The organism is Enterococcus sp. DIV1283b (assembly GCF_051710965.1).
Taxonomy (GTDB): Bacteria; Bacillota; Bacilli; order Lactobacillales; family Enterococcaceae; genus Enterococcus_B; species Enterococcus_B lactis.
On record NZ_JBIOLR010000001.1, the window covers coordinates 1 to 20,274 of the forward strand.

Genomic DNA, 20,274 nt, shown 5'->3' on the forward strand with positions numbered 1-20,274 from the left:
ATGGTATCCCTCGATGCTTTATGGAATGAATTAAAAGCAACATACCAAAAGGATTTATCGCCTGCTAGCTATAATACATGGATCGAAACAGCGAACCCTCGAACTCTTGATCAAAACCAGCTCGTTGTTGAGGTTCCTAGCAAGATTCATAAAGAATATTGGGAAAAAAACCTGGCAACAAAAATCGTTGAAGTCGGTTATATGTTATCAGGAAATGAGATTATCCCTCGCTTTATTACTGGCGAAGAAGCAGAGCAAGAAGAAGTTGTAGAAGAAAAAAATCCAAAAGTTGCGGCACCTAGTCCGCTAAAAAAAGCCATGCTGAATCCTAAATATACCTTTGATACGTTTGTCATTGGTAAAGGAAACCAGATGGCTCATGCAGCAGCGCTCGTTGTAGCAGAAGATCCAGGTTCTATTTATAACCCGCTCTTCTTTTATGGAGGCGTAGGACTTGGTAAGACTCACTTGATGCATGCAATCGGTCATCAAATGCTGCAAAGTCAGCCTAATGCCAAAGTAAAATATGTAAGCAGTGAAACTTTTGCTAATGATTTCATCAATTCGATCCAAAACAAAACAGCAGAAGAATTCCGTCAAGAATATCGAAATGTTGATTTACTATTAGTAGATGATATTCAATTTTTCGCAGAAAAAGAAGCTACGCAAGAGGAGTTTTTCCATACTTTCAATGCCTTGTACAATGAAGGTAAACAAATCGTTCTAACCAGTGATCGGTTGCCAAACGAGATTCCGAAACTACAAGAACGCCTTGTTTCTCGCTTTGCATGGGGGCTATCTGTTGATATTACGCCACCGGATCTTGAAACAAGAACAGCGATTTTGCGTAAAAAAGCAGCAGCTGAACGTCTAGAGATCCCAGATGACACGCTGAGCTATATCGCAGGACAAATTGATTCTAATATTCGTGAATTAGAAGGGGCCCTTGTTCGAGTACAGGCTTTTGCTGCAATGAATAGTGAAGATATTTCGACTAGTCTAGCGGCAGATGCGCTGAAAACGTTAAAATCAGGAAAAGGACATCCTCAATTGTCGATTTTGCAGATCCAAGAAGAAGTGGCAAAGTATTATCACATCCAATTGAAAGATCTCAAAGGAAAGAAACGCGTCAAATCTATTGTTGTTCCTAGACAAATCGCTATGTACTTGGCACGTGAGCTCACAGATAATTCTTTACCGAAAATTGGAGCTGAATTCGGCGGCAAGGATCATACAACGGTTATTCATGCCCATGAGAAGATCCAGCAGCTGATGGAATCTAGTGTCAGCATGCAAAATGAAGTATCAGAAATCAAAAACTTTTTACTAAATTAATTTGTCGATTCTACCAATTGAAAATAGCATGTGGATAAAAGAAAAAAACAAGCAAAAGTTATACACACTTTTTCCACAGCTGTTTTTTCGTTTCTCTCTTACGTTTTTTGAGTTTTCCACAGAATCAACATGCCCTATTACTTTTATTATTCTTTTTAACTAATAATAAATAAACAAACATTCAAAGGAGATACATCATGAAAGTTACTTTAAACCGAGCTAGCTTTATGCAGGAATTGCAAACTGTTCAACGAGCTATTTCAAGCAAAACCACTATCCCTATTTTGACAGGTGTAAAAATCACACTGACACAAGAAGGTTTGACTTTGACGGGGAGCAACGCTGATATATCAATTGAAACTTTTTTGTCTGTTGAAAACGAAAAAGCAAATATGCAAATCGAATCTACCGGATCAATTGTTTTACAAGCTCGTTTCTTTAGCGAAATTATTCGAAGACTTCCTGAAGAAACATTTACTTTAGAAGTATTAGAAAATAAACAAGTAGCGATCACTTCTGGAAAAGCGAATTTTATCGTGAATGGATTAGATGCAGATAATTATCCTCATCTTCCTGTTGTCGAAAGTCATAACCAGATGAAATTACCAGTACACGTATTGACTAAACTAATCAACGAAACAGTTTTTGCTGTGTCGCAGCATGAGAGTCGTCCGATCTTGACGGGTGTGCATTTTATTTTATCTGATCATTCTTTATTAGCTGTAGCTACTGACTCTCACCGTCTAAGTCAACGGGTGATCCCAGTAGAACAAACGGCTGATCATTTTGATATTGTTATTCCTGGGAAAAGTTTGATCGAATTGTCTCGCTCACTGACAAATGAAGAAGAAATCGTCGAAATCAGCATTATGGAAAACCAAGTCTTGTTCAAAACGGAAACAATGTATTTCTATTCCCGCTTGTTAGAAGGAAACTATCCTGATACCAATCGTTTGATCCCATCAAGCTTTAATACAGAGGTCGAATTTTCTGTTCCTAGTTTTCTAGCGGCAATCGAACGTGCTTCTTTACTTTCTCATGAAGGCCGCAACAATATCGTTCGTCTATCTATCCGTCCAGATGCGGTTGTTTTATACGGAAATTCTCCAGAAATCGGGAAAGTAGAAGAAAGCTTGAGCTATACAGCAAGCAGTGGCGATCCATTGGAGATTTCTTTCAATCCGGATTATATGAAAGCAGCGTTGCGTGCATTTGGAGATATGAGTATCAAAGTAAAATTTATTTCCGCTATTCGACCATTCACGTTGGAACCAACGGAAGATGGCGTTCAATTTATCCAATTGATTACTCCTGTACGTACAAATTAACAAAGATTTTCATAGATATTGAAAATTTAATTGAAAAGAATTAGAAAAAATAAAATTTAAACAGAAGGCCCTAAAATCTCTTTTAAGGCTTTCTGTTTATTTTTGTTTAAATCACCTTTTTTAGATTAAATCGTCTTATATGGAAAAATATATGGATAAATTTGTTTTATTGCGGAAAAAAAGGTATAATAGAGTATACTTTTAATAATGAAAATGAGGGATGGACATTGAAACAACAAGTCATTCTAAATACGGAATTCATGACGTTGGGTCAAATGCTGAAAGAAGCCACCGTTATCGGTAGTGGCGGACAAGCAAAATGGTATTTGGCAGAAAACACTGTGTTAGTCGATGGCGAGCCGGAAAATCGTCGTGGACGCAAGCTTTATCCCGGTATGATGGTTGAAGTTCCAGAAGTAGGAACTTTTTTTATGGTAAAAAAAGGAAACGACGATAATGAGGCTGAATAAGCTGTATTTAAAAAATTATCGAAATTACGAAGAGCTGAACATCGAATTTTCCAAGAATCTGGTCATTTTTTTAGGTGAAAATGCGCAGGGAAAAACGAATCTTTTGGAAAGTATCTATGTATTGGCTATGACGCGAAGCCATCGGACAAGTAGTGAGCAGGAATTGATTGGTTGGAATGACGATCAGGCAATGATCCAAGGAGAGATCACAAAAGGTTCATCCACTCTCCCATTAGAAATCTTATTATCTAAAAAAGGCCGAAAAACCAAGATCAACCATATCGAACAAAAAAAGTTAAGTACTTACGTGGGACAAATGAATGTCATTTTATTTGCACCAGAGGATCTTTCGTTAGTAAAAGGCAGCCCGCAGATCAGGCGGAAATTTTTAGATATGGAATTAGGTCAGATCAATCCAATTTATCTTTATGATCTTGTCCAATACCAAGCGATTTTGAAGCAAAGAAACCAGTATTTGAAGCAATTGAATGAAAAAAAACAAACTGATTTGCTTTATTTGGATATTTTGTCCGAACAACTAGCAGCGTTTGGCAGCAAAGTATTGAAAGCAAGAGCACAGTTCATCAAGCGATTGGAGTTTTGGGCTAATTCTTTACATCAGCAAATCACACATCACAAAGAGCAGCTGGAAATCGAGTATCTCACCGCAGTCGATTCTTTAGAAACACATACGCAAGAACAAATCCAAGAACAATTTCTCGCACTTTTGAATCAAAACAAAAAGAAAGACCTTTTTCGGGGAACGACGACAGTTGGTCCTCATCGTGACGATCTTTCCTTTTTTATTAATCAGAAAAACGTGCAGACTTATGGATCGCAAGGACAGCAAAGAACGACTGCTCTAAGTGTCAAATTAGCAGAAATTGATTTGATCAAAGAAGAGACAGGGGAGTATCCGATCCTCTTATTAGATGATGTGATGAGCGAGCTGGATGATAATCGTCAGCTCCATCTGCTGGAAACAATTGAAGGAAAAGTTCAAACGTTCTTAACAACGACGACACTTGACCATGTAAAAAATAAAATGACTGTTGAACCTGAGATTTTTTATGTTCGACAAGGGAAACTAAAAGGAGAAGAAACTGAATGACAGAAGAAAGAAGTTTAGTAGAACGCGCTAAAGAATATGATGCCAGTCAGATTCAAGTACTTGAAGGACTTGAAGCCGTTCGTAAACGACCTGGTATGTATATCGGTTCGACTAGTTCTGAAGGTCTGCATCACCTTGTTTGGGAAATCGTCGATAATTCGATCGATGAAGTATTAGCAGGTTTTGCAACGAAAATCCATGTGATTATAGAAAAAGACAATAGTATCACTGTTATTGACGATGGACGGGGGATACCAGTGGATATCCAAGCAAAAACCGGACGTCCTGCAGTTGAAACGGTCTTTACTGTTTTACATGCTGGAGGAAAATTCGGCGGTGGCGGGTACAAAGTTTCCGGTGGTCTTCATGGAGTGGGATCTTCCGTCGTAAACGCACTTTCTACGCAACTTGATGTCAAAGTATACAAAGAAGGAAATGTGTACTATCAAGAGTATCGTCGTGGAGCTGTAGTGGACGACTTAAAGATCATTGAACAAACGGATCGCCATGGAACAACGGTTCACTTTACGCCAGATCCTGAAATTTTTACAGAGACAACTGAGTTTGATTTTTCAAAATTGGCTACCCGTATCCGTGAACTAGCTTTCTTGAACCGCGGAATGCATATCTCGATTGAGGACAAACGAGAAGAAGAACCAGTCATCAATGAATACCATTACGATGGCGGGATCAAAAGTTATGTCGAATACTTGAATGCAAACAAAACCGTGATTTTCCCAGAACCTGTATATTTGGAAGGTGAGCAGCAAGATATCGCAGTTGAAGTCTCTATGCAATATACAGACGGCTACCATTCCAATATCATGAGTTTTGCCAACAATATCCATACGTATGAAGGCGGAACACATGAATCAGGATTCAAGACTGCTTTAACTCGTGTGATCAATGATTATGCCCGAAAACAAAAGCTGATGAAAGAAAATGATGACAACTTGACTGGTGAAGACGTGCGAGAAGGATTGACAGCTGTTATTTCTATCAAGCATCCTGACCCTCAATTCGAAGGACAAACAAAAACAAAATTGGGCAATTCCGAAGTACGGACAGTTACTGATCGGTTATTTAGCGAGCATTTCATGAAATTCTTGCTAGAAAATCCAAGTGTGGGTCGTCAAATCGTTGAAAAAGGATTATTAGCTTCCAGAGCTCGTCTAGCAGCGAAACGTGCGCGTGAAGTAACGAGACGTAAAGGTGCTTTAGAGATCAGTAATCTGCCAGGAAAATTAGCAGACTGCTCTAGCAACGATCCTGAAAAATGCGAATTGTTCATCGTCGAAGGAGATTCGGCCGGCGGATCAGCTAAGCAAGGTCGTAATCGAGAATTTCAAGCTATCTTGCCTATTCGTGGGAAAATCTTGAATGTTGAAAAAGCAAGCATGGACAAGATCTTGGCAAATGAAGAAATCCGGTCTTTATTTACTGCTATGGGTACAGGGTTTGGAGAAGATTTCGATGTATCGAAAGCTCGTTATCATAAATTAGTGATTATGACTGATGCCGATGTTGATGGTGCGCATATCCGTACATTGCTGCTGACTCTTTTTTACCGTTACATGCGTCCAATTGTTGAAGCTGGTTATGTCTATATTGCTCAGCCACCTTTATACGGGGTAAAACAAGGGAAGAATATCACGTATGTACAACCAGGAAAGAATGCAGAAGAAGAGTTGAAACAAGTCGTTGCTTCACTTCCTGCCTCACCAAAACCAAGTGTTCAGCGGTATAAAGGACTTGGAGAAATGGATGATCATCAACTATGGGAAACAACTATGGACCCAAGTAATCGAATGATGGCCCGCGTCAGCGTGGACGATGCTATTGCGGCAGACCAGATATTTGAAATGTTGATGGGGGATCGAGTAGAGCCTCGTCGTGCATTCATCGAGGAAAATGCACATTACGTGAAGAACTTAGATATTTAATCATGAAGGAGGAAAAAGAATGAGTGAAGAAATCAGAGAAAACATCCATGATGTCAATCTAACCAGCGAAATGAAAGACTCCTTCATCGATTATGCGATGAGTGTTATTGTCGCACGTGCACTGCCTGATGTCAGAGATGGTCTGAAACCCGTTCATCGCCGTATTTTATACGGCATGAACGAATTAGGTGTGACACCGGATAAAGCCCATAAAAAATCTGCCAGAATCGTCGGAGATGTCATGGGTAAATACCATCCTCATGGGGATAGTGCGATCTATGAGTCAATGGTACGGATGGCGCAGCCATTTAGCTACCGTTATATGCTAGTGGATGGTCATGGAAACTTTGGTTCTGTTGACGGTGACGGTGCCGCTGCTATGCGTTATACCGAAGCACGGATGAGTAAAATCGCTACAGAAATGCTGCGTGATATCAATAAGAATACTGTTGATTTCCAAAGCAACTATGATGACACAGAAAAAGAACCCGTTGTATTACCTGCTCGCTTCCCTAATCTTTTGGTGAACGGAACGACGGGGATCGCCGTTGGTATGGCAACGAATATCCCGCCTCATAATTTGTCTGAGGTAGTAGCGGCTATCGATTTGCTGATGGATAATCCTGATGTGACGACCAATGAATTGATGGAAGTATTACCTGGACCAGATTTTCCAACAGGTGGTTTAGTCATGGGAAAATCAGGAATCCGAAGAGCGTATGAAACAGGTAAAGGTTCTATTACCGTACGTGCAAAAGTTGAGATCACTGAGATGCCAAATGGCAAAGAACGGATCCTCGTGACGGAATTACCTTATATGGTCAATAAAGCAAAATTGATTGAACGGATTTCTGAGTTGCACAGAGACAAGCGTATCGAAGGAATCACGGATTTGCGGGATGAATCTTCCCGTGAAGGCATGCGAATTGTCATTGACATTCGTCGTGACGCCAGCGCATCAGTTATTTTGAATAACTTATACAAATTGACATCCTTGCAGAATTCATTTGGATTCAATATGTTGGCAATCGAAAAAGGCGTGCCGAAAGTTTTAAGTTTGAAACAAATCCTTGAAAACTATATCGAACATCAACGCGAAGTCATCACACGACGGACGGTCTTTGAAAAAGAAAAAGCAGAAGCAAGAGCACACATCTTAGAAGGTTTGCGTATTGCTTTGGATCATATCGATGAAATCATTGCGATTATCCGCGGGTCTAAATCAGATGACGAAGCAAAAGCAACAATGATCGAACGGTTCGATTTATCCGATCGCCAATCTCAAGCTATTTTAGATATGCGTTTGCGTCGATTGACCGGTTTGGAACGGGAAAAAATCGAAAATGAATATCAAGAACTATTGAAACTGATTGAAGATTTGACTGACATTCTGGCAAGACCCGAACGTGTCACAGAAATCATCAAGAATGAATTAGCAGACTTGAATCAACGATTTGGCGATAAACGACGCACAGAATTACTAGTCGGTGAGGTCTTAAGTCTAGAAGATGAAGATTTGATCGAAGAAGAAGAAATCGTTATTACATTGACAAACAATGGTTATATCAAACGTTTGGCAAATAATGAATTCAGAGCTCAACGAAGAGGCGGGCGTGGTGTCCAAGGAATGGGTATCCACAATGACGACTTCGTCAAGAATCTAGTTTCTTGTTCTACCCATGATACATTGTTATTCTTTACGAATAACGGAAAAGTGTATCGGGCAAAAGGATACGAAATTCCAGAATACGGGCGTACAGCCAAAGGGATCCCAATCATCAATTTGCTGGGTATCGACTCGAGTGAAAGCATCCAAGCAATTATTGCGGTGACGGGAGAAGCAGAAGAAGGCCACTATCTCTTCTTTACGACGCGTCAAGGTACAGTTAAACGTACGTCTGTCACTGCTTTCGCTAACATCCGAAGCAATGGTCTGATCGCAATTGGTTTGAAAGAAGATGACGAATTAGTCAATGTTCTATTGACAGATGGACAGTCAAATATCATCATTGGCACACATAACGGCTACTCTGTGACCTTCAAAGAAGAAGCAGTCCGCGATATGGGACGTACAGCTTCCGGTGTCAGAGGGATACGCCTGCGTGAGGAAGATTACGTCGTTGGGGCATCCCTGATGAAGGAAGACCAAGAAGTACTAGTGATTACAGAAAAAGGTTACGGAAAACGGACCAAAGTATCGGAATATCCAGTGAAAGGCCGCGGAGGTAAAGGAATCAAAACGGCGAATATCACTGAAAAAAATGGTCCACTAGCCGGATTGACCACTGTTTCTGGAGATGAAGACATCATGCTGATTACAGATAAAGGTGTGATTATCCGTTTCAACGTATCGACTGTTTCTCAAACTGGACGTTCAACATTGGGTGTACGTTTGATGAAGATGGAAGCTGACACGAAAGTCGTCACAATGGCAGCAGTCGAGCCAGAAGCGGTAGAACAAACAGTTGAAGAGCAAGCAACAGAAGAATAATCATAAAGATGAAGTGTTTAAGTTAGCAAAGAGATTGTGACAGAAGTGGGCAACTTCAAGAAATAAGAAGGAATTTACGAAAATTGCTTTTCAAATTTTTGTGAAATTTCGGCTTATTTCCGAAGAAGTTACTTCTGGAACACCGTGTAGGAGGTTGTGAAAAAGCTGCTCTGCATCAAGCAGTAAGAACAATCAAATAAAAATAGCACTCCATATTTTTCATCTGATTGGGCTTAGTGCCGTAGATGCAAGCTTTTGAACACCGTTTATTCGAAAAAAGGGAACTGCGACAAGACTTTTGTCACAGTTCCCTTGCTCGCTTTTTTGATTAATTGAATTTCTCTTAAAATATTTGAAACTGTTTATTCTGTATTGCTTTTGACCAAAATAGAGTGTATAATCAAAGCTTGTGAGTAGTCTAATTAATTAGATAACTCTCCTTGCTCTTAGGAACCTAAGAGCCGAAAGTCCACAGGGAGGTGAATATCAATGGAAAACACGAAATATGAAATCATGTACATTATTCGTCCAAACATTGATGAAGAAGCAAAAACTGCTTTAATCGAACGTTTCGATGCAATCTTGAAAGATAACGGAGCAGAAGTTATCGAATCAAAAGATTGGGAAAAACGCCGTTTCGCTTATGAAATGAACGGTTACCGTGAAGGTATCTATCACATCGTTAAAGTATCTTCTCCATCATCAGCAAATGCTGTCAATGAATTTGACCGTCTTGCTAAAATCAACGACGACATCATTCGTCACATGATTGTTAAAGAAGAAGCTTAATTGTTGTTTCATGTGAAACAATAGAAAAACGATGAGAGGAGATGATTATTTTGATTAATAATGTTGTATTAGTTGGACGTCTGACGAAAGATCCAGATTTGCGTTACACAGCAAGTGGTACGGCAGTCGCAACATTTACTTTGGCTGTGAATCGTAATTTTACAAACCAAAGCGGCAATCGCGAGGCTGATTTTATCAACTGTGTGATTTGGCGCAAATCAGCAGAAACTTTAGCAAACTATGCTCGTAAAGGAACACTTTTAGGTGTTACTGGACGTATCCAAACTCGTTCTTATGATAATCAGCAAGGACAACGTGTATACGTGACAGAAGTAGTAGCTGACAACTTCCAATTGCTGGAAAGTCGTTCTGCATCTGAAAATCGCCAACAAAGCGGCGGATTCCAAAGTTCTGGTCAATCAGCTGGCGGATTTGGCGGAAACAATAACTCTAATCAAACATCTCAATCATCCAACGGTATGCCTGATTTCGACCGTGATACTTCTGACCCATTCGGCTCAAGTTCAACGATCGACATTTCAGATGATGATTTACCATTCTAAACGAATTTGATAGGAGGGAAATAGAATGGCACAACAAAGAAGAGGCGGACGTAAACGTCGTAAAGTAGACTACATTGCTGCTAACCATATTGAATATATCGATTATAAAGATATCGAATTACTAAAAAGATTTATTTCAGAACGCGGTAAAATCTTGCCACGTCGTGTAACTGGTACAGGCGCTAAAAACCAACGTAAAATTACTGTTGCAATCAAACGCGCACGTATCATGGGCTTGCTACCTTTCGTTAGCGAAGACTAATAAATCCGAGGAATTGAATGACTGATCCTTTTGATCAGCTATTCAATTCTTTTTTTTCTGTAAAAATAACCGATATACGTTTAGTCGCTTGAATGACGAAAGTTATGGTAAAATCAAGTTAGTCATATATGGGAGGAAAATTATGGAAAATAAAAACAATCATTTATCCCCAAAACCTCTCTTCCTTATCCTGTTTATACTAATCGAAGTATTGGTAGTCTTAATTTTACCATTTCGTTTTGTTAGCGCTTCGGTCATTCTTTTGATGAATTTATGGGGCGTTCGCTATTGGTTGAAAATGAAACGCTGGCTTACTTTAAATAAACGTGAAAAAATTCAGCAAGCTTCGACCGTAGCCGAAACAAATCTGGCTTATGTCTCAGAAGTCATGCCTGTAGGAGTGATTGCTTATCAGCCATCAAGCCAAAAAATCGAATGGCTCAATCCTTTAGCATTGAAAGTCAAAGATCAAAGTGGATTAACAGAGGAAGAATTGTTAGATACTTTTTTTACTGCAAAAGAAAAAAAGAAAAACCAAGTCTATCTAGCAGATAAAACATTTCAGTTTGATATGGATACAGTAAAGGGTGTCGTTTATTTTAATGATATCACCCAAAACCAGTTATTGAAACTTCATCAGGCGAACAGTCAGCCAGTGATCGGTATTTTATCTATTGATAACTATGCAGATGCTATTGATAAATTGGATGACAAAGAGATTTCTTATTTGAACTCTTTCGTCACTACACTTGTTTCTGACTGGATGAATGAATACCATGTCTTTTTTAAAAGAATCAACGCAGAACGGTTTTTCTTCGTCGCGCAGATGATCGATTTGAAAAAGATGATGGATAAAAAATTTGATTTGTTGGATCGCTTTCGAGCAGAAGCTGAAAAACAGAGCTCGCCTATCACACTGAGTATGGGGATTGCTTATGGCGCAAGATCCCTCGATGAAATCGGTGGAGAAGCTCAGAATAATTTAGATGTTGCTCTAGTCCGCGGAGGCGACCAAGTTGTCGTGAAAGAGGTAAAAGAAGGTGCGAAACCTGTTTATTATGGCGGTAAATCAGCTAAGAATGTCAAACGCACGCGTGTCCGTTCTCGAGCGATGAGTACCGCTTTGCGCCGGATTTTTGATGAAACAGGCGATGTGTTCATCATGGGACACAAATTTCCGGATATGGATGCTTTAGGCTCTGCTTTTGGTGTCAGTTGTCTTGCACGCTTCAACCAGAAAAAGGCTTATATCGTTATCAACGAGAACGAAATCATTCCAGATGTAGAACGTTGTCTCGAAGAAATCCATAAACATCCAGAATTAGAAATGCAATTGATCTCTCCAGAACGCGCCATAGAGCTGAAAAAAGATGAAGACCTCCTCGTGATGGTGGATTATCATAAACCTTCTCTATCGATCTCTCAGAGCCTATATGAGCAATTTGATAAGATCGTGATCATTGATCATCACCGCCGAGGGGAAGAGTTTCCAAGCAAGCCTTTGCTGACTTATATCGAATCTTCAGCCTCTTCCGCTTCAGAGCTAGTTTCTGAGCTGATCCAATACCAAAGCAGCAAAACGAATCGCTTAGATCGCTTTGAGGCTACACTATTACTTGCAGGGATGGTTGTAGATACGAATAGTTTCAATGTTCGTACAACTGCACGAACTTTTGATGTTGCCAGCTATTTAAGGTCTTGTGGAGCAGACGCATCCTTAGTACAATATTTATTGAGCTCGGACTTAGCGACATACTTGGAAATCAGTCATTTGATTGCTGGAAGCGAGTATGTGACTTCTGATATTGTTGTGGCGGCAGGAACAGATGAAAAAGAGTATAATAGTGTCATAGCGGCAAAAACAGCAGATACACTGCTTTCGATGATCAATATCAACGCAGCTTTCGTCATTACGAAGCGGACAGACGGATTGATTGGGATCAGTGCCAGAAGTACCGGTACGATCAATGTCCAAATCATCATGGAATCCTTAGGTGGTGGAGGACACTTCACAAATGCAGCTACTCAACTGGAAAATACGACAGTTGAAGAAACGAAACAGAAGCTTTTTGCTGCAATCAAAGAAAATATGAATCAAATATATGATAAGGAGTAATCCAAATGAAAGTAATTTTTTTACAAGACGTAAAAGGAAAAGGTAAAAAAGGGGACATCAAAGAAGTTCCAGCAGGTTATGCACAAAATTATCTAATCAAAAATAACTTGGCAAAAGAAGCAACGAAAAGTAGCATCAGTCAGTTAGCTGGACAGAAGAAAGCCCAAGAAAAACACGAAGCTGAAATCTTGGAAGAAGCTAAAAAATTAAAAGAATTCTTGGAAAAAGAAGATACGGTAGTCGAGTTAAAAGCAAAAGCAGGGGAAGACAGCCGTTTGTTTGGATCGATTCCTTCAAAACAAATTGCTGAAGGGCTAAACAAACAATACAAAATCAAATTAGATAAACGAAAAATCGAACTAGAAAACCCAATCCGTTCACTAGGCTACACAAACGTACCTGTGAAGTTGCATCATGAGGTGACGGCTACGATCAAAGTTCATGTCGTACAAGAATAACAAGTCTTGATAGTGATGTTAAGCTGGTAAGAATAACCAGAAGGAGAAAAGACAAACCGAAATTTATCTGAGAAAAGCAGCTGCAGCAACAAAAGCACAAGCTGCATATCGATTTCAGATTGATTTCGGTTTCTTTTTTGAGAACAGTAAAACAGCATGAAGAAAACGAGTATAATAAAAGAGAGCTACTTTTTTATGATACTTTCGATGCGAATGATGACTTTTCCATCATTTTCTTGTAAAATGAAGCAATTGAAGACAAGGAGCGATACGTATGAATGAAGTGTGGCAGGATCGAATCCCACCGCAAAATATTGAAGCTGAACAAGCGGTTCTAGGCTCTGTTTTTCTTGATGCAGAAACGATCATTGATGCCATGGAGTACATAGAGCCAAAAGACTTTTATCGTCGCGGCCATCAAATTATTTTTGAGACAATGATCGAGTTGAACGATCGTAATGAAGCGATTGACGTTGTCACTGTTAAAGACCGGCTAGAACAAGCAAATTTGTTAGAAGATGCCGGTGGTTTAAGTTACCTATCAGATTTGGCTTTAGCAGTTCCGACAGCAGCAAATATCGTCTACTATGCGAAAATCGTTGAAGAAAAATCATTATTGCGTACATTGATTCAGACAGCAACAGGGATCGTTACAAAAGTATTCGAGCAAGGAGAAGAAGTTCAGTCGATCTTAGATGATGCAGAACGCAGTATCTTGGAGGTTTCGGAAAAAAGAAATCGAAGCGGCTTTTTATCCATTGCTGAAGTACTGAATTCAACGATTGAAAATATCGATCGACTAGCTCAAAATAATGAAGAAATCACTGGCCTACCAACTGGCTATCAAGGTCTGGACAAAATGACAGCAGGTTTCCAGCCCGAAGAACTAATCATTCTGGCTGCTCGTCCGGCGGTAGGTAAAACTGCGTTCGCATTGAATATTGCTCAAAATGTAGGAACCAAAACAGATCGTTCTGTTGCGATATTCAGTCTGGAAATGGGGGCGGAATCTCTTGTAAATCGGATGCTTTGTGCAGAAGGTTCGATTGAAGCTAGCCATTTGCGTACAGGTCAGCTTTCGGAAGAAGAATGGTCGAATCTGATCGTTGCGATGGGAAGTCTTTCTCGAGCAAATATTTTCATCGACGATACACCAGGGATCAAGATCTCTGAGATCCGCGCGAAATGTCGGAAACTAGCGCAAGAAAAAGGCAACCTAGGCTTGATATTGATCGATTATTTGCAGTTGATTGAAGGTAACGGTAAAGAGAACCGTCAACAAGAAGTATCAGATATCTCCCGCCAACTGAAAAAACTGGCAAAAGAACTGAAAGTACCTGTCATTGCTCTTTCGCAGTTGTCTCGTGGAGTAGAACAGCGACAAGACAAACGTCCAGTACTAAGTGATATTCGTGAATCCGGATCAATCGAACAAGATGCGGACATCGTAGCCTTCTTGTATCGGGATGATTATTATGAAAGAGAAGGCGGAGATGACGATGATGGAAATGAGCCAAAAAATGACAACGTCATCGAAGTCATCATCGAGAAGAACCGAAGTGGTGCGCGAGGAACAGTTGAACTGCTGTTTATCAAAGAATACAATAAATTTTCGTCGCTTTCGCCAAGAGAAGAATTTTAAAGAAGAGATTGTGAAAGAAGCGTTCAGCCTTGCGCAATGACCAAGGGCACTCGTATAAGATGCGACGAGTAACTGCAAGAGTGACTAGAGCACTTAATTAAACAAAATTCCCAAAAGGATAGGACGGATGATGTCCTATCCTTTTTTTTAACAATCATTCTAAAACGATAAATGTTCGTTTTTTAAGCGTTTTTATAAAATAAAAATAAAAATCATTCGATTTTATTTGAAATATGTATCTATTATTGATACAATGGTTCAGGATTAAATAATATAGAACGAGGTGTTCACATGTCATCTGTAGTAGTAGTAGGTACGCAATGGGGCGATGAAGGGAAAGGAAAAATCACAGACTTTCTCAGTGAAAATGCTGAAGTGATTGCACGGTACCAAGGTGGCGACAATGCAGGGCACACAATCAAATTCAACGGTGTGACTTATAAACTGCATTTGATTCCTTCTGGGATTTTTTATAAAGACAAAATCAGTGTGATTGGAAATGGCGTCGTAGTCAATCCTAAATCATTGGTCAAAGAATTAGCTTATTTACATGAAAAAGGTGTAGAAACAAGTAATCTGCGTATTTCTGACCGCGCACACGTAATCTTGCCTTATCATATCAAATTGGACCAATTACAAGAAGATGCGAAAGGTGAAAACAAAATCGGTACAACGATCAAAGGAATCGGACCAGCTTATATGGATAAAGCCGCTCGTGTAGGTATCCGTATCGCAGACTTATTGGATAAAGAAATTTTTGAAGAACGTCTTCGTTTGAATCTAGATGACAAAAACCGTCAATTTGTAAAAATGTTCGATTCAGAACCACTTGATTTTGACGATATTTTTGAAGAATATTATGAATATGGTCAACAAATCAAACAATACGTCACAGATACTTCGGTTATCTTGAATGACGCCTTAGATGCAGGTAAACGCGTGTTGTTTGAAGGGGCACAAGGAGTCATGTTGGATATCGACCAAGGAACCTATCCTTTTGTTACTTCTTCTAATCCAGTAGCCGGTGGTGTTACAATCGGAAGCGGTGTAGGACCTTCAAAAATCAATAAAGTCGTCGGCGTCTGCAAAGCCTATACGTCACGTGTCGGTGATGGACCATTTCCAACTGAACTATTTGATGAAACAGGTGAACAAATCCGCGAAGTAGGACGAGAATACGGTACGACAACAGGACGTCCTCGTCGTGTCGGCTGGTTTGATTCTGTAGTTATGCGCCATTCTAAACGGGTTTCAGGTATTACCAACCTATCTTTAAACTCAATCGATGTATTAAGTGGATTGGAAACCGTAAAAATTTGCACGGCTTATGAATTAGATGGCGAACTAATCTACCACTATCCAGCAAGCTTGAAAGAGTTGAACCGCTGCAAACCAATCTATGAAGAATTGCCAGGCTGGTCAGAAGACATTACAGGATGCAAAACACTTGCAGAACTGCCAGAAAACGCACGTAACTATGTACGTCGTATCTCAGAGCTTGTTGGTGTACGTATCTCAACATTTTCTGTCGGACCTGATAGAACACAAACGAACATCTTAGAAAGCGTCTGGGCGCAAATCTAAGGATAAAAACGACGACTGAATCAGGACGTTCTTACCAGAGCGAGTCGAAGTGTTTATCTATACGATAATAATCACTTGAACACTGTTTATTCAGAATAAGGGACTGTGACAAAAACCGTGTCACAGTTCCTTTTTTCGAATAAACGGTGTTCAAAAGCTTGCATCTACGGCACTAAGCCCAATCAGATGAAAAATATGGAGTGCTATTTTTATCTGATTGTTCTTACTGCTTGATGCAGAGCAGCTTTTTCACAACCTCCTACACGGTGTTCCAGAAGTAGCTTCTACGGAAATAAGCCGAAATTTCACAAAAATTTGAGAAGCAGTTTTCGTAAATTCCTTTTTATTTCTTGAAGCTGATCACTTCTGTCACAACCTCTTATTTTGATTAGAACTTGCGAAAATAAACCGGTTAAAGTGTGTCTAGCGCAAGAGATTTGCTATAATAGACGATAAGGGTAAAATGTAACGAGAAGGGGTTGAAAAATGTGTATCAAATTGTAACAGATTCTTGTTGTGATCTGCCATACCATGTATTAGCAGAAGAAAAAATTGATTTTTTATCAATGAATCTCCAATTGAATGATCAAGAGTTAGTAGATGATCTCGGAAAGACATTCAATTATGACCGCTACATGAATCAGCTGAAAAATGGTGCGATGCCTACGACATCACAAATCAATGTTGGCCGATATTTAGAATTTTTCCGTTCTTATGCGGAAAAACAGATTCCTGTCTTATATGTGGCTTTTTCCAGTGGATTAAGCGGCTCTTACAGCAGTGCGCTTCAAGCTGTTGAATTACTGAAGGAAGAATATGAAGACCCTGAGATCTATGTTTTTGATACAAAAGCTGCAAGTATCGGGGAAGGGCTTTTAGTATTGGAAGCTGCAAGATTGAAAAAAGAAGGGAAAAGTATCGAAGAAACCTTAGAGTGGCTGGAAAAAAATTATTTGAAAGTCCATTCATGGGTAACTGTAGACGATTTGAAGTATCTAGAACGAGGCGGTAGGATTTCCAAAGCAAGTGCTACTCTGGGCAGTCTATTGAGTGTAAAGCCTATTATTACGGTAGATAAAGAAGGAAGGCTGACGAATGTTGACAAAGTTCGCGGAAGGAACAAGTCGATCCAGACAATCGTCAATGAGACGGTAAAAACAATCGTTGCGCCACTTGATCAAATCGTTTATGTGGCTTACGCTGGGGATCTAGAGAGCGCGGAGAAGGCAAAACGGCTTTTGGAAGAGCAGATAAAGATGAAAGATGTGAAGCTTTATCCCTTAGGACCAACGATCGCCAGTCACACAGGCTATGGCTGTATCGCGATTTTTTCGATGGGAATCAGTCGATAAAAGCAGTAACTCATTCTGTAAAAAAGCCCAGGATTTGAATGTAACAAAAATAGCGACTCTTAAAAGATAGATGAGCATCCTATCTCTTAGAGGTCGCTGTTTTTTAAGCTAAATAGGCCATTACGCCCATAACTCGTTCAATTGTTTTTGAATATCTGTGTTTTCCAAGAATTCATCATATGTCGTATCAGCCCGATCAATCACACCTTTATCTGAAACAGCAATGATACGGTTTGCCAATGTTTGGATAAATTGATGGTCATGAGAGGCAAACAGGATTGAGCCAGTAAATGCCATCAAGCCATCATTCAATGCGGTGATTGATTCTAAGTCTAAATGGTTCGTTGGATCGTCTAATACAAGTACGTTAGCTTTCGAAAGCATCATTTTTGAGAGCATACAACGGACTTTCTCTCCACCAGATAAAACATTCACTGGTTTCAATACTTCTTCACCAGAAAACAGCATTCTTCCTAAGAAACTTCTTAAGAAGGTGTTGTCATCTTCTTCTTTACTTGCATATTGGCGCAACCAGTCTAAAATCGTTAGATTCGTGTCGAATTCTTTCGTTGTATCCTTTGGTAAATAAGAATGACTTGTTGTTACTCCCCAACGTACTGTTCCAGTATCTGGTGTAAGTTCACCCATAATAACTTTGAATAGCGTCGTTGTTGTTATATCATTTTCTGCGACAAAAGCAACTTTGTCTTCTTTACTTAAATTAAAAGATATATCATCTAAGATTTTCTTTCCATCAATTGTTACACTTACATTTTCTACCTGCAATAAGTCGTTTCCGATCTCACGTTCAGGTTTGAATCCAACGAATGGGTAACGTCTAGAAGAAGGCTGGATATCGTCCAAAGTAATTTTTTCAAGCATTTTTTTACGTGAAGTTGCTTGTTTTGATTTTGATGCATTCGCACTAAAGCGAGCAATGAATTCTTGGAGCTCTTTGATTTGTTCTTCTTTTTTGGCATTTGCATTCGCTTGGAGTTTAGCCGCTAATTGACTAGATTCCAACCAAAAATCATAATTTCCTACATAAAGTTTGATTTTACCAAAATCCAGATCCGCCATATGTGTACATACTTTGTTCAAAAAGTGACGGTCATGGGAGACAACAATCACAGTATTTTCGAAATTGATCAAAAATTCTTCCAACCAATTGATCGATTGGATATCCAGACCGTTTGTTGGTTCGTCTAGTAAAAGAACGTCAGGTTTACCAAATAGTGTTTGTGCTAACAACACTTTTACCTTTTGTCCGCCAGTCAATTCACTCATTTGCTGATGGTGCAATTCTTCAGGGATGTTCAGACCTTGCAGTAAAACAGCTGCTTCTGGTTCTGCTTCCCATCCATTAAGTTCAGCAAATTCTCCTTCTAATTCAGCTGCTCGAATACCATCTTCGTCAGTGAAATCTTCTTTCATGTAAATCGCATCTTTTTCTTTCATCACTTCATACAGACGCTTGTGTCCCATGATGACTGTTTCAAGTACAGTATAGTCTTCATAGTCGTAATGGTTCTGTTTCAATACGGCCATCCGTTCATCTGGTCCCATAGTAACGGAACCTGTGGAAGGCTGCAGATCCCCTGATAACACTTTAAGGAACGTTGATTTACCTGCACCATTTGCACCAATCAAGCCATAGCAGTTTCCGGGGGTAAATTTAATATTCACATCATCAAATAGTTTGCGGTCTGAAAAGTGCAAACTCACATCATTTACAGTAATCAATTTTTTTCCTCACTTTTATCATTATTAGTTTTTGACAAGTCTTATAGAATTATATAGGGGAAAGGTAAAAGATTCAAGGCAATCGAACATTCTTTGTGTTTCACGTGAAACAGAATGAAGAAAATAAACATAAAATAGGAGTAAAAATAGCTGCTATCGGATTTTTTGGTTTGCAACAGCATAATTTTTGACGTTATTTATAAGAGGGAGTACTATAAAACTGTAAAAGAAATGAAAGAAGGATTGAAAATGGATGAAAAAAGAACCATCGACTGGGGCTCATTGATTTTGGGAATTTTATTTGTACTTGTCTCATTGTTATCATTTCAAGACCCTGTCGGAAATTTAGTTGCAATTGTAGTAGTCTTTGCGATTTTTGCCTTTATTAAAGGGATATTTGAACTGTTTGTACGTAACAGATTAAAAGAGCTAACAGGATATAAAGGAAAAATGCCCTTAATAATCGGGATCATCGATATTCTAGTTGGCGTCTTTTTCTTATTCAATATTGGTGCCGGAGTCGCAGCATTACCTTTTGTTTTTGCAGTATGGTTTATTGCTGATTCAGTTTTAGCGTTATTTACTGCTGACTTGGCAAGAGGAGTAAGTGAAGGATATTATTGGTTTACGATCATCGTCAATATTTTAGGAATTTTATTAGGAATTTTCTTATTGTTTAATCCAATTTCTTCTGCGTTGACATTAAGCTTTTTAGTTGGGTTCTATTTTATGTTATTCGGCATCACACATATCGTCTATGCGTTTAGATAAGTGAAAACAAACAAATAAAAAAGCCAGCTTCCGGTAACAGTTTTACTGTTGCAATTGGTAGCTGGCTTTTTTATCATGGGCAAATATGCATGAGGTAATCTTTAGGTGTCGAGACAAATTTATGCAAAAATGTGAGAAGCAATATGCACAAATTTTATCTTAATACTTGAAACATAGCACAGTTGTCATAACCTCTTGATACACGGTGTTCAAAAGCTTGCATCTGCGGTAATAAGCCCAACCAAACGAAAAATATGAGGAGCTATTTTTGTTTGGCTGTTCTTATTACTTGATGCAGGGCAGCTTTTTCACAACC

The 20,274-nt window shown here is 39.2% G+C and carries 16 protein-coding genes; 15 read left to right on the forward strand and 1 reads right to left on the reverse strand.

The annotated features are described in order from the left end of the window. The 14 genes from dnaA to IGJ53_RS00070 form a co-directional block, all read left to right on the forward strand. On the forward strand, positions 1–1,335 hold a 1,335-nt coding region (gene dnaA, locus IGJ53_RS00005), incomplete at its 5' end, for a chromosomal replication initiator protein DnaA (protein ID WP_010731692.1). A gap of 197 nt (positions 1,336–1,532) precedes the next feature. Continuing rightward, positions 1,533–2,663, forward strand: coding sequence for a DNA polymerase III subunit beta (dnaN, locus tag IGJ53_RS00010; protein ID WP_002293124.1), 1,131 nt, complete (start codon positions 1,533–1,535; stop codon positions 2,661–2,663). Between the two features lie 227 nt (positions 2,664–2,890). After that, positions 2,891–3,133 carry a S4 domain-containing protein YaaA gene (yaaA, locus tag IGJ53_RS00015; protein ID WP_002293125.1) on the forward strand — a complete coding sequence of 81 codons (243 nt, stop codon included), beginning with the start codon at positions 2,891–2,893 and terminating at the stop codon, positions 3,131–3,133. After that, a complete protein-coding gene (gene recF, locus IGJ53_RS00020) occupies positions 3,120–4,244 on the forward strand; it encodes a DNA replication/repair protein RecF (RefSeq protein WP_002293126.1) in 1,125 nt (374 codons plus the stop codon). The genes yaaA and recF overlap by 14 nt, the downstream gene beginning before the upstream one ends. Further along, positions 4,241–6,187: a DNA topoisomerase (ATP-hydrolyzing) subunit B gene (gyrB, locus tag IGJ53_RS00025; RefSeq protein ID WP_010731693.1), complete on the forward strand. Its 1,947-nt coding sequence runs from the start codon at positions 4,241–4,243 to the stop codon at positions 6,185–6,187. The genes recF and gyrB overlap by 4 nt, the downstream gene beginning before the upstream one ends. Before the next feature lie 19 nt (positions 6,188–6,206). After that, on the forward strand, positions 6,207–8,678 hold the full coding sequence (gene gyrA / locus IGJ53_RS00030) for a DNA gyrase subunit A (protein WP_259742100.1): 2,472 nt from the start codon (positions 6,207–6,209) through the stop codon (positions 8,676–8,678). Between the two features lie 489 nt (positions 8,679–9,167). Then, positions 9,168–9,467 carry a 30S ribosomal protein S6 gene (gene rpsF / locus IGJ53_RS00035; RefSeq protein ID WP_002288366.1) on the forward strand — a complete coding sequence of 100 codons (300 nt, stop codon included), beginning with the start codon at positions 9,168–9,170 and terminating at the stop codon, positions 9,465–9,467. Positions 9,468–9,517: 50 nt separating this feature from the next. Then, complete coding sequence (gene ssb / locus IGJ53_RS00040) at positions 9,518–10,030, forward strand: single-stranded DNA-binding protein (RefSeq protein WP_002288368.1); 513 nt, start codon at positions 9,518–9,520, stop codon at positions 10,028–10,030. Between the two features lie 25 nt (positions 10,031–10,055). Next, the gene (gene rpsR / locus IGJ53_RS00045; protein WP_002288370.1) at positions 10,056–10,292 is read left to right on the forward strand and encodes a 30S ribosomal protein S18; all 237 of its coding nucleotides are present in this window, start codon (positions 10,056–10,058) and stop codon (positions 10,290–10,292) included. Between the two features lie 142 nt (positions 10,293–10,434). Continuing rightward, positions 10,435–12,408: a DHH family phosphoesterase gene (locus IGJ53_RS00050; protein ID WP_002319563.1), complete on the forward strand. Its 1,974-nt coding sequence runs from the start codon at positions 10,435–10,437 to the stop codon at positions 12,406–12,408. 5 nt (positions 12,409–12,413) lie between these two features. Beyond that, positions 12,414–12,866, forward strand: coding sequence for a 50S ribosomal protein L9 (rplI, locus tag IGJ53_RS00055; protein WP_002288372.1), 453 nt, complete (start codon positions 12,414–12,416; stop codon positions 12,864–12,866). A gap of 274 nt (positions 12,867–13,140) precedes the next feature. Next, on the forward strand, positions 13,141–14,508 hold the full coding sequence (dnaB, locus tag IGJ53_RS00060; protein ID WP_438749284.1) for a replicative DNA helicase: 1,368 nt from the start codon (positions 13,141–13,143) through the stop codon (positions 14,506–14,508). A 291-nt stretch (positions 14,509–14,799) separates the two neighbouring features. After that, complete coding sequence (locus IGJ53_RS00065) at positions 14,800–16,092, forward strand: adenylosuccinate synthase (RefSeq protein WP_002288375.1); 1,293 nt, start codon at positions 14,800–14,802, stop codon at positions 16,090–16,092. A 488-nt stretch (positions 16,093–16,580) separates the two neighbouring features. Next, positions 16,581–17,444: a DegV family protein gene (locus IGJ53_RS00070; RefSeq protein WP_002316532.1), complete on the forward strand. Its 864-nt coding sequence runs from the start codon at positions 16,581–16,583 to the stop codon at positions 17,442–17,444. Between the two features lie 120 nt (positions 17,445–17,564). Here IGJ53_RS00070 and IGJ53_RS00075 read toward each other — a convergent pair whose 3' ends face one another. Beyond that, positions 17,565–19,187, reverse strand: a complete 1,623-nt coding sequence (locus IGJ53_RS00075; RefSeq protein WP_010731695.1) for an ABC-F family ATP-binding cassette domain-containing protein — start codon at positions 19,185–19,187, stop codon at positions 17,565–17,567. 249 nt (positions 19,188–19,436) lie between these two features. Between IGJ53_RS00075 and IGJ53_RS00080 the strand changes: the two genes are divergently transcribed. Next, positions 19,437–19,958 (forward strand): HdeD family acid-resistance protein, encoded by a 522-nt coding sequence (locus IGJ53_RS00080; protein WP_002309892.1) that lies wholly within the window; start codon positions 19,437–19,439, stop codon positions 19,956–19,958. Positions 19,959–20,274 lie beyond the last annotated feature (316 nt).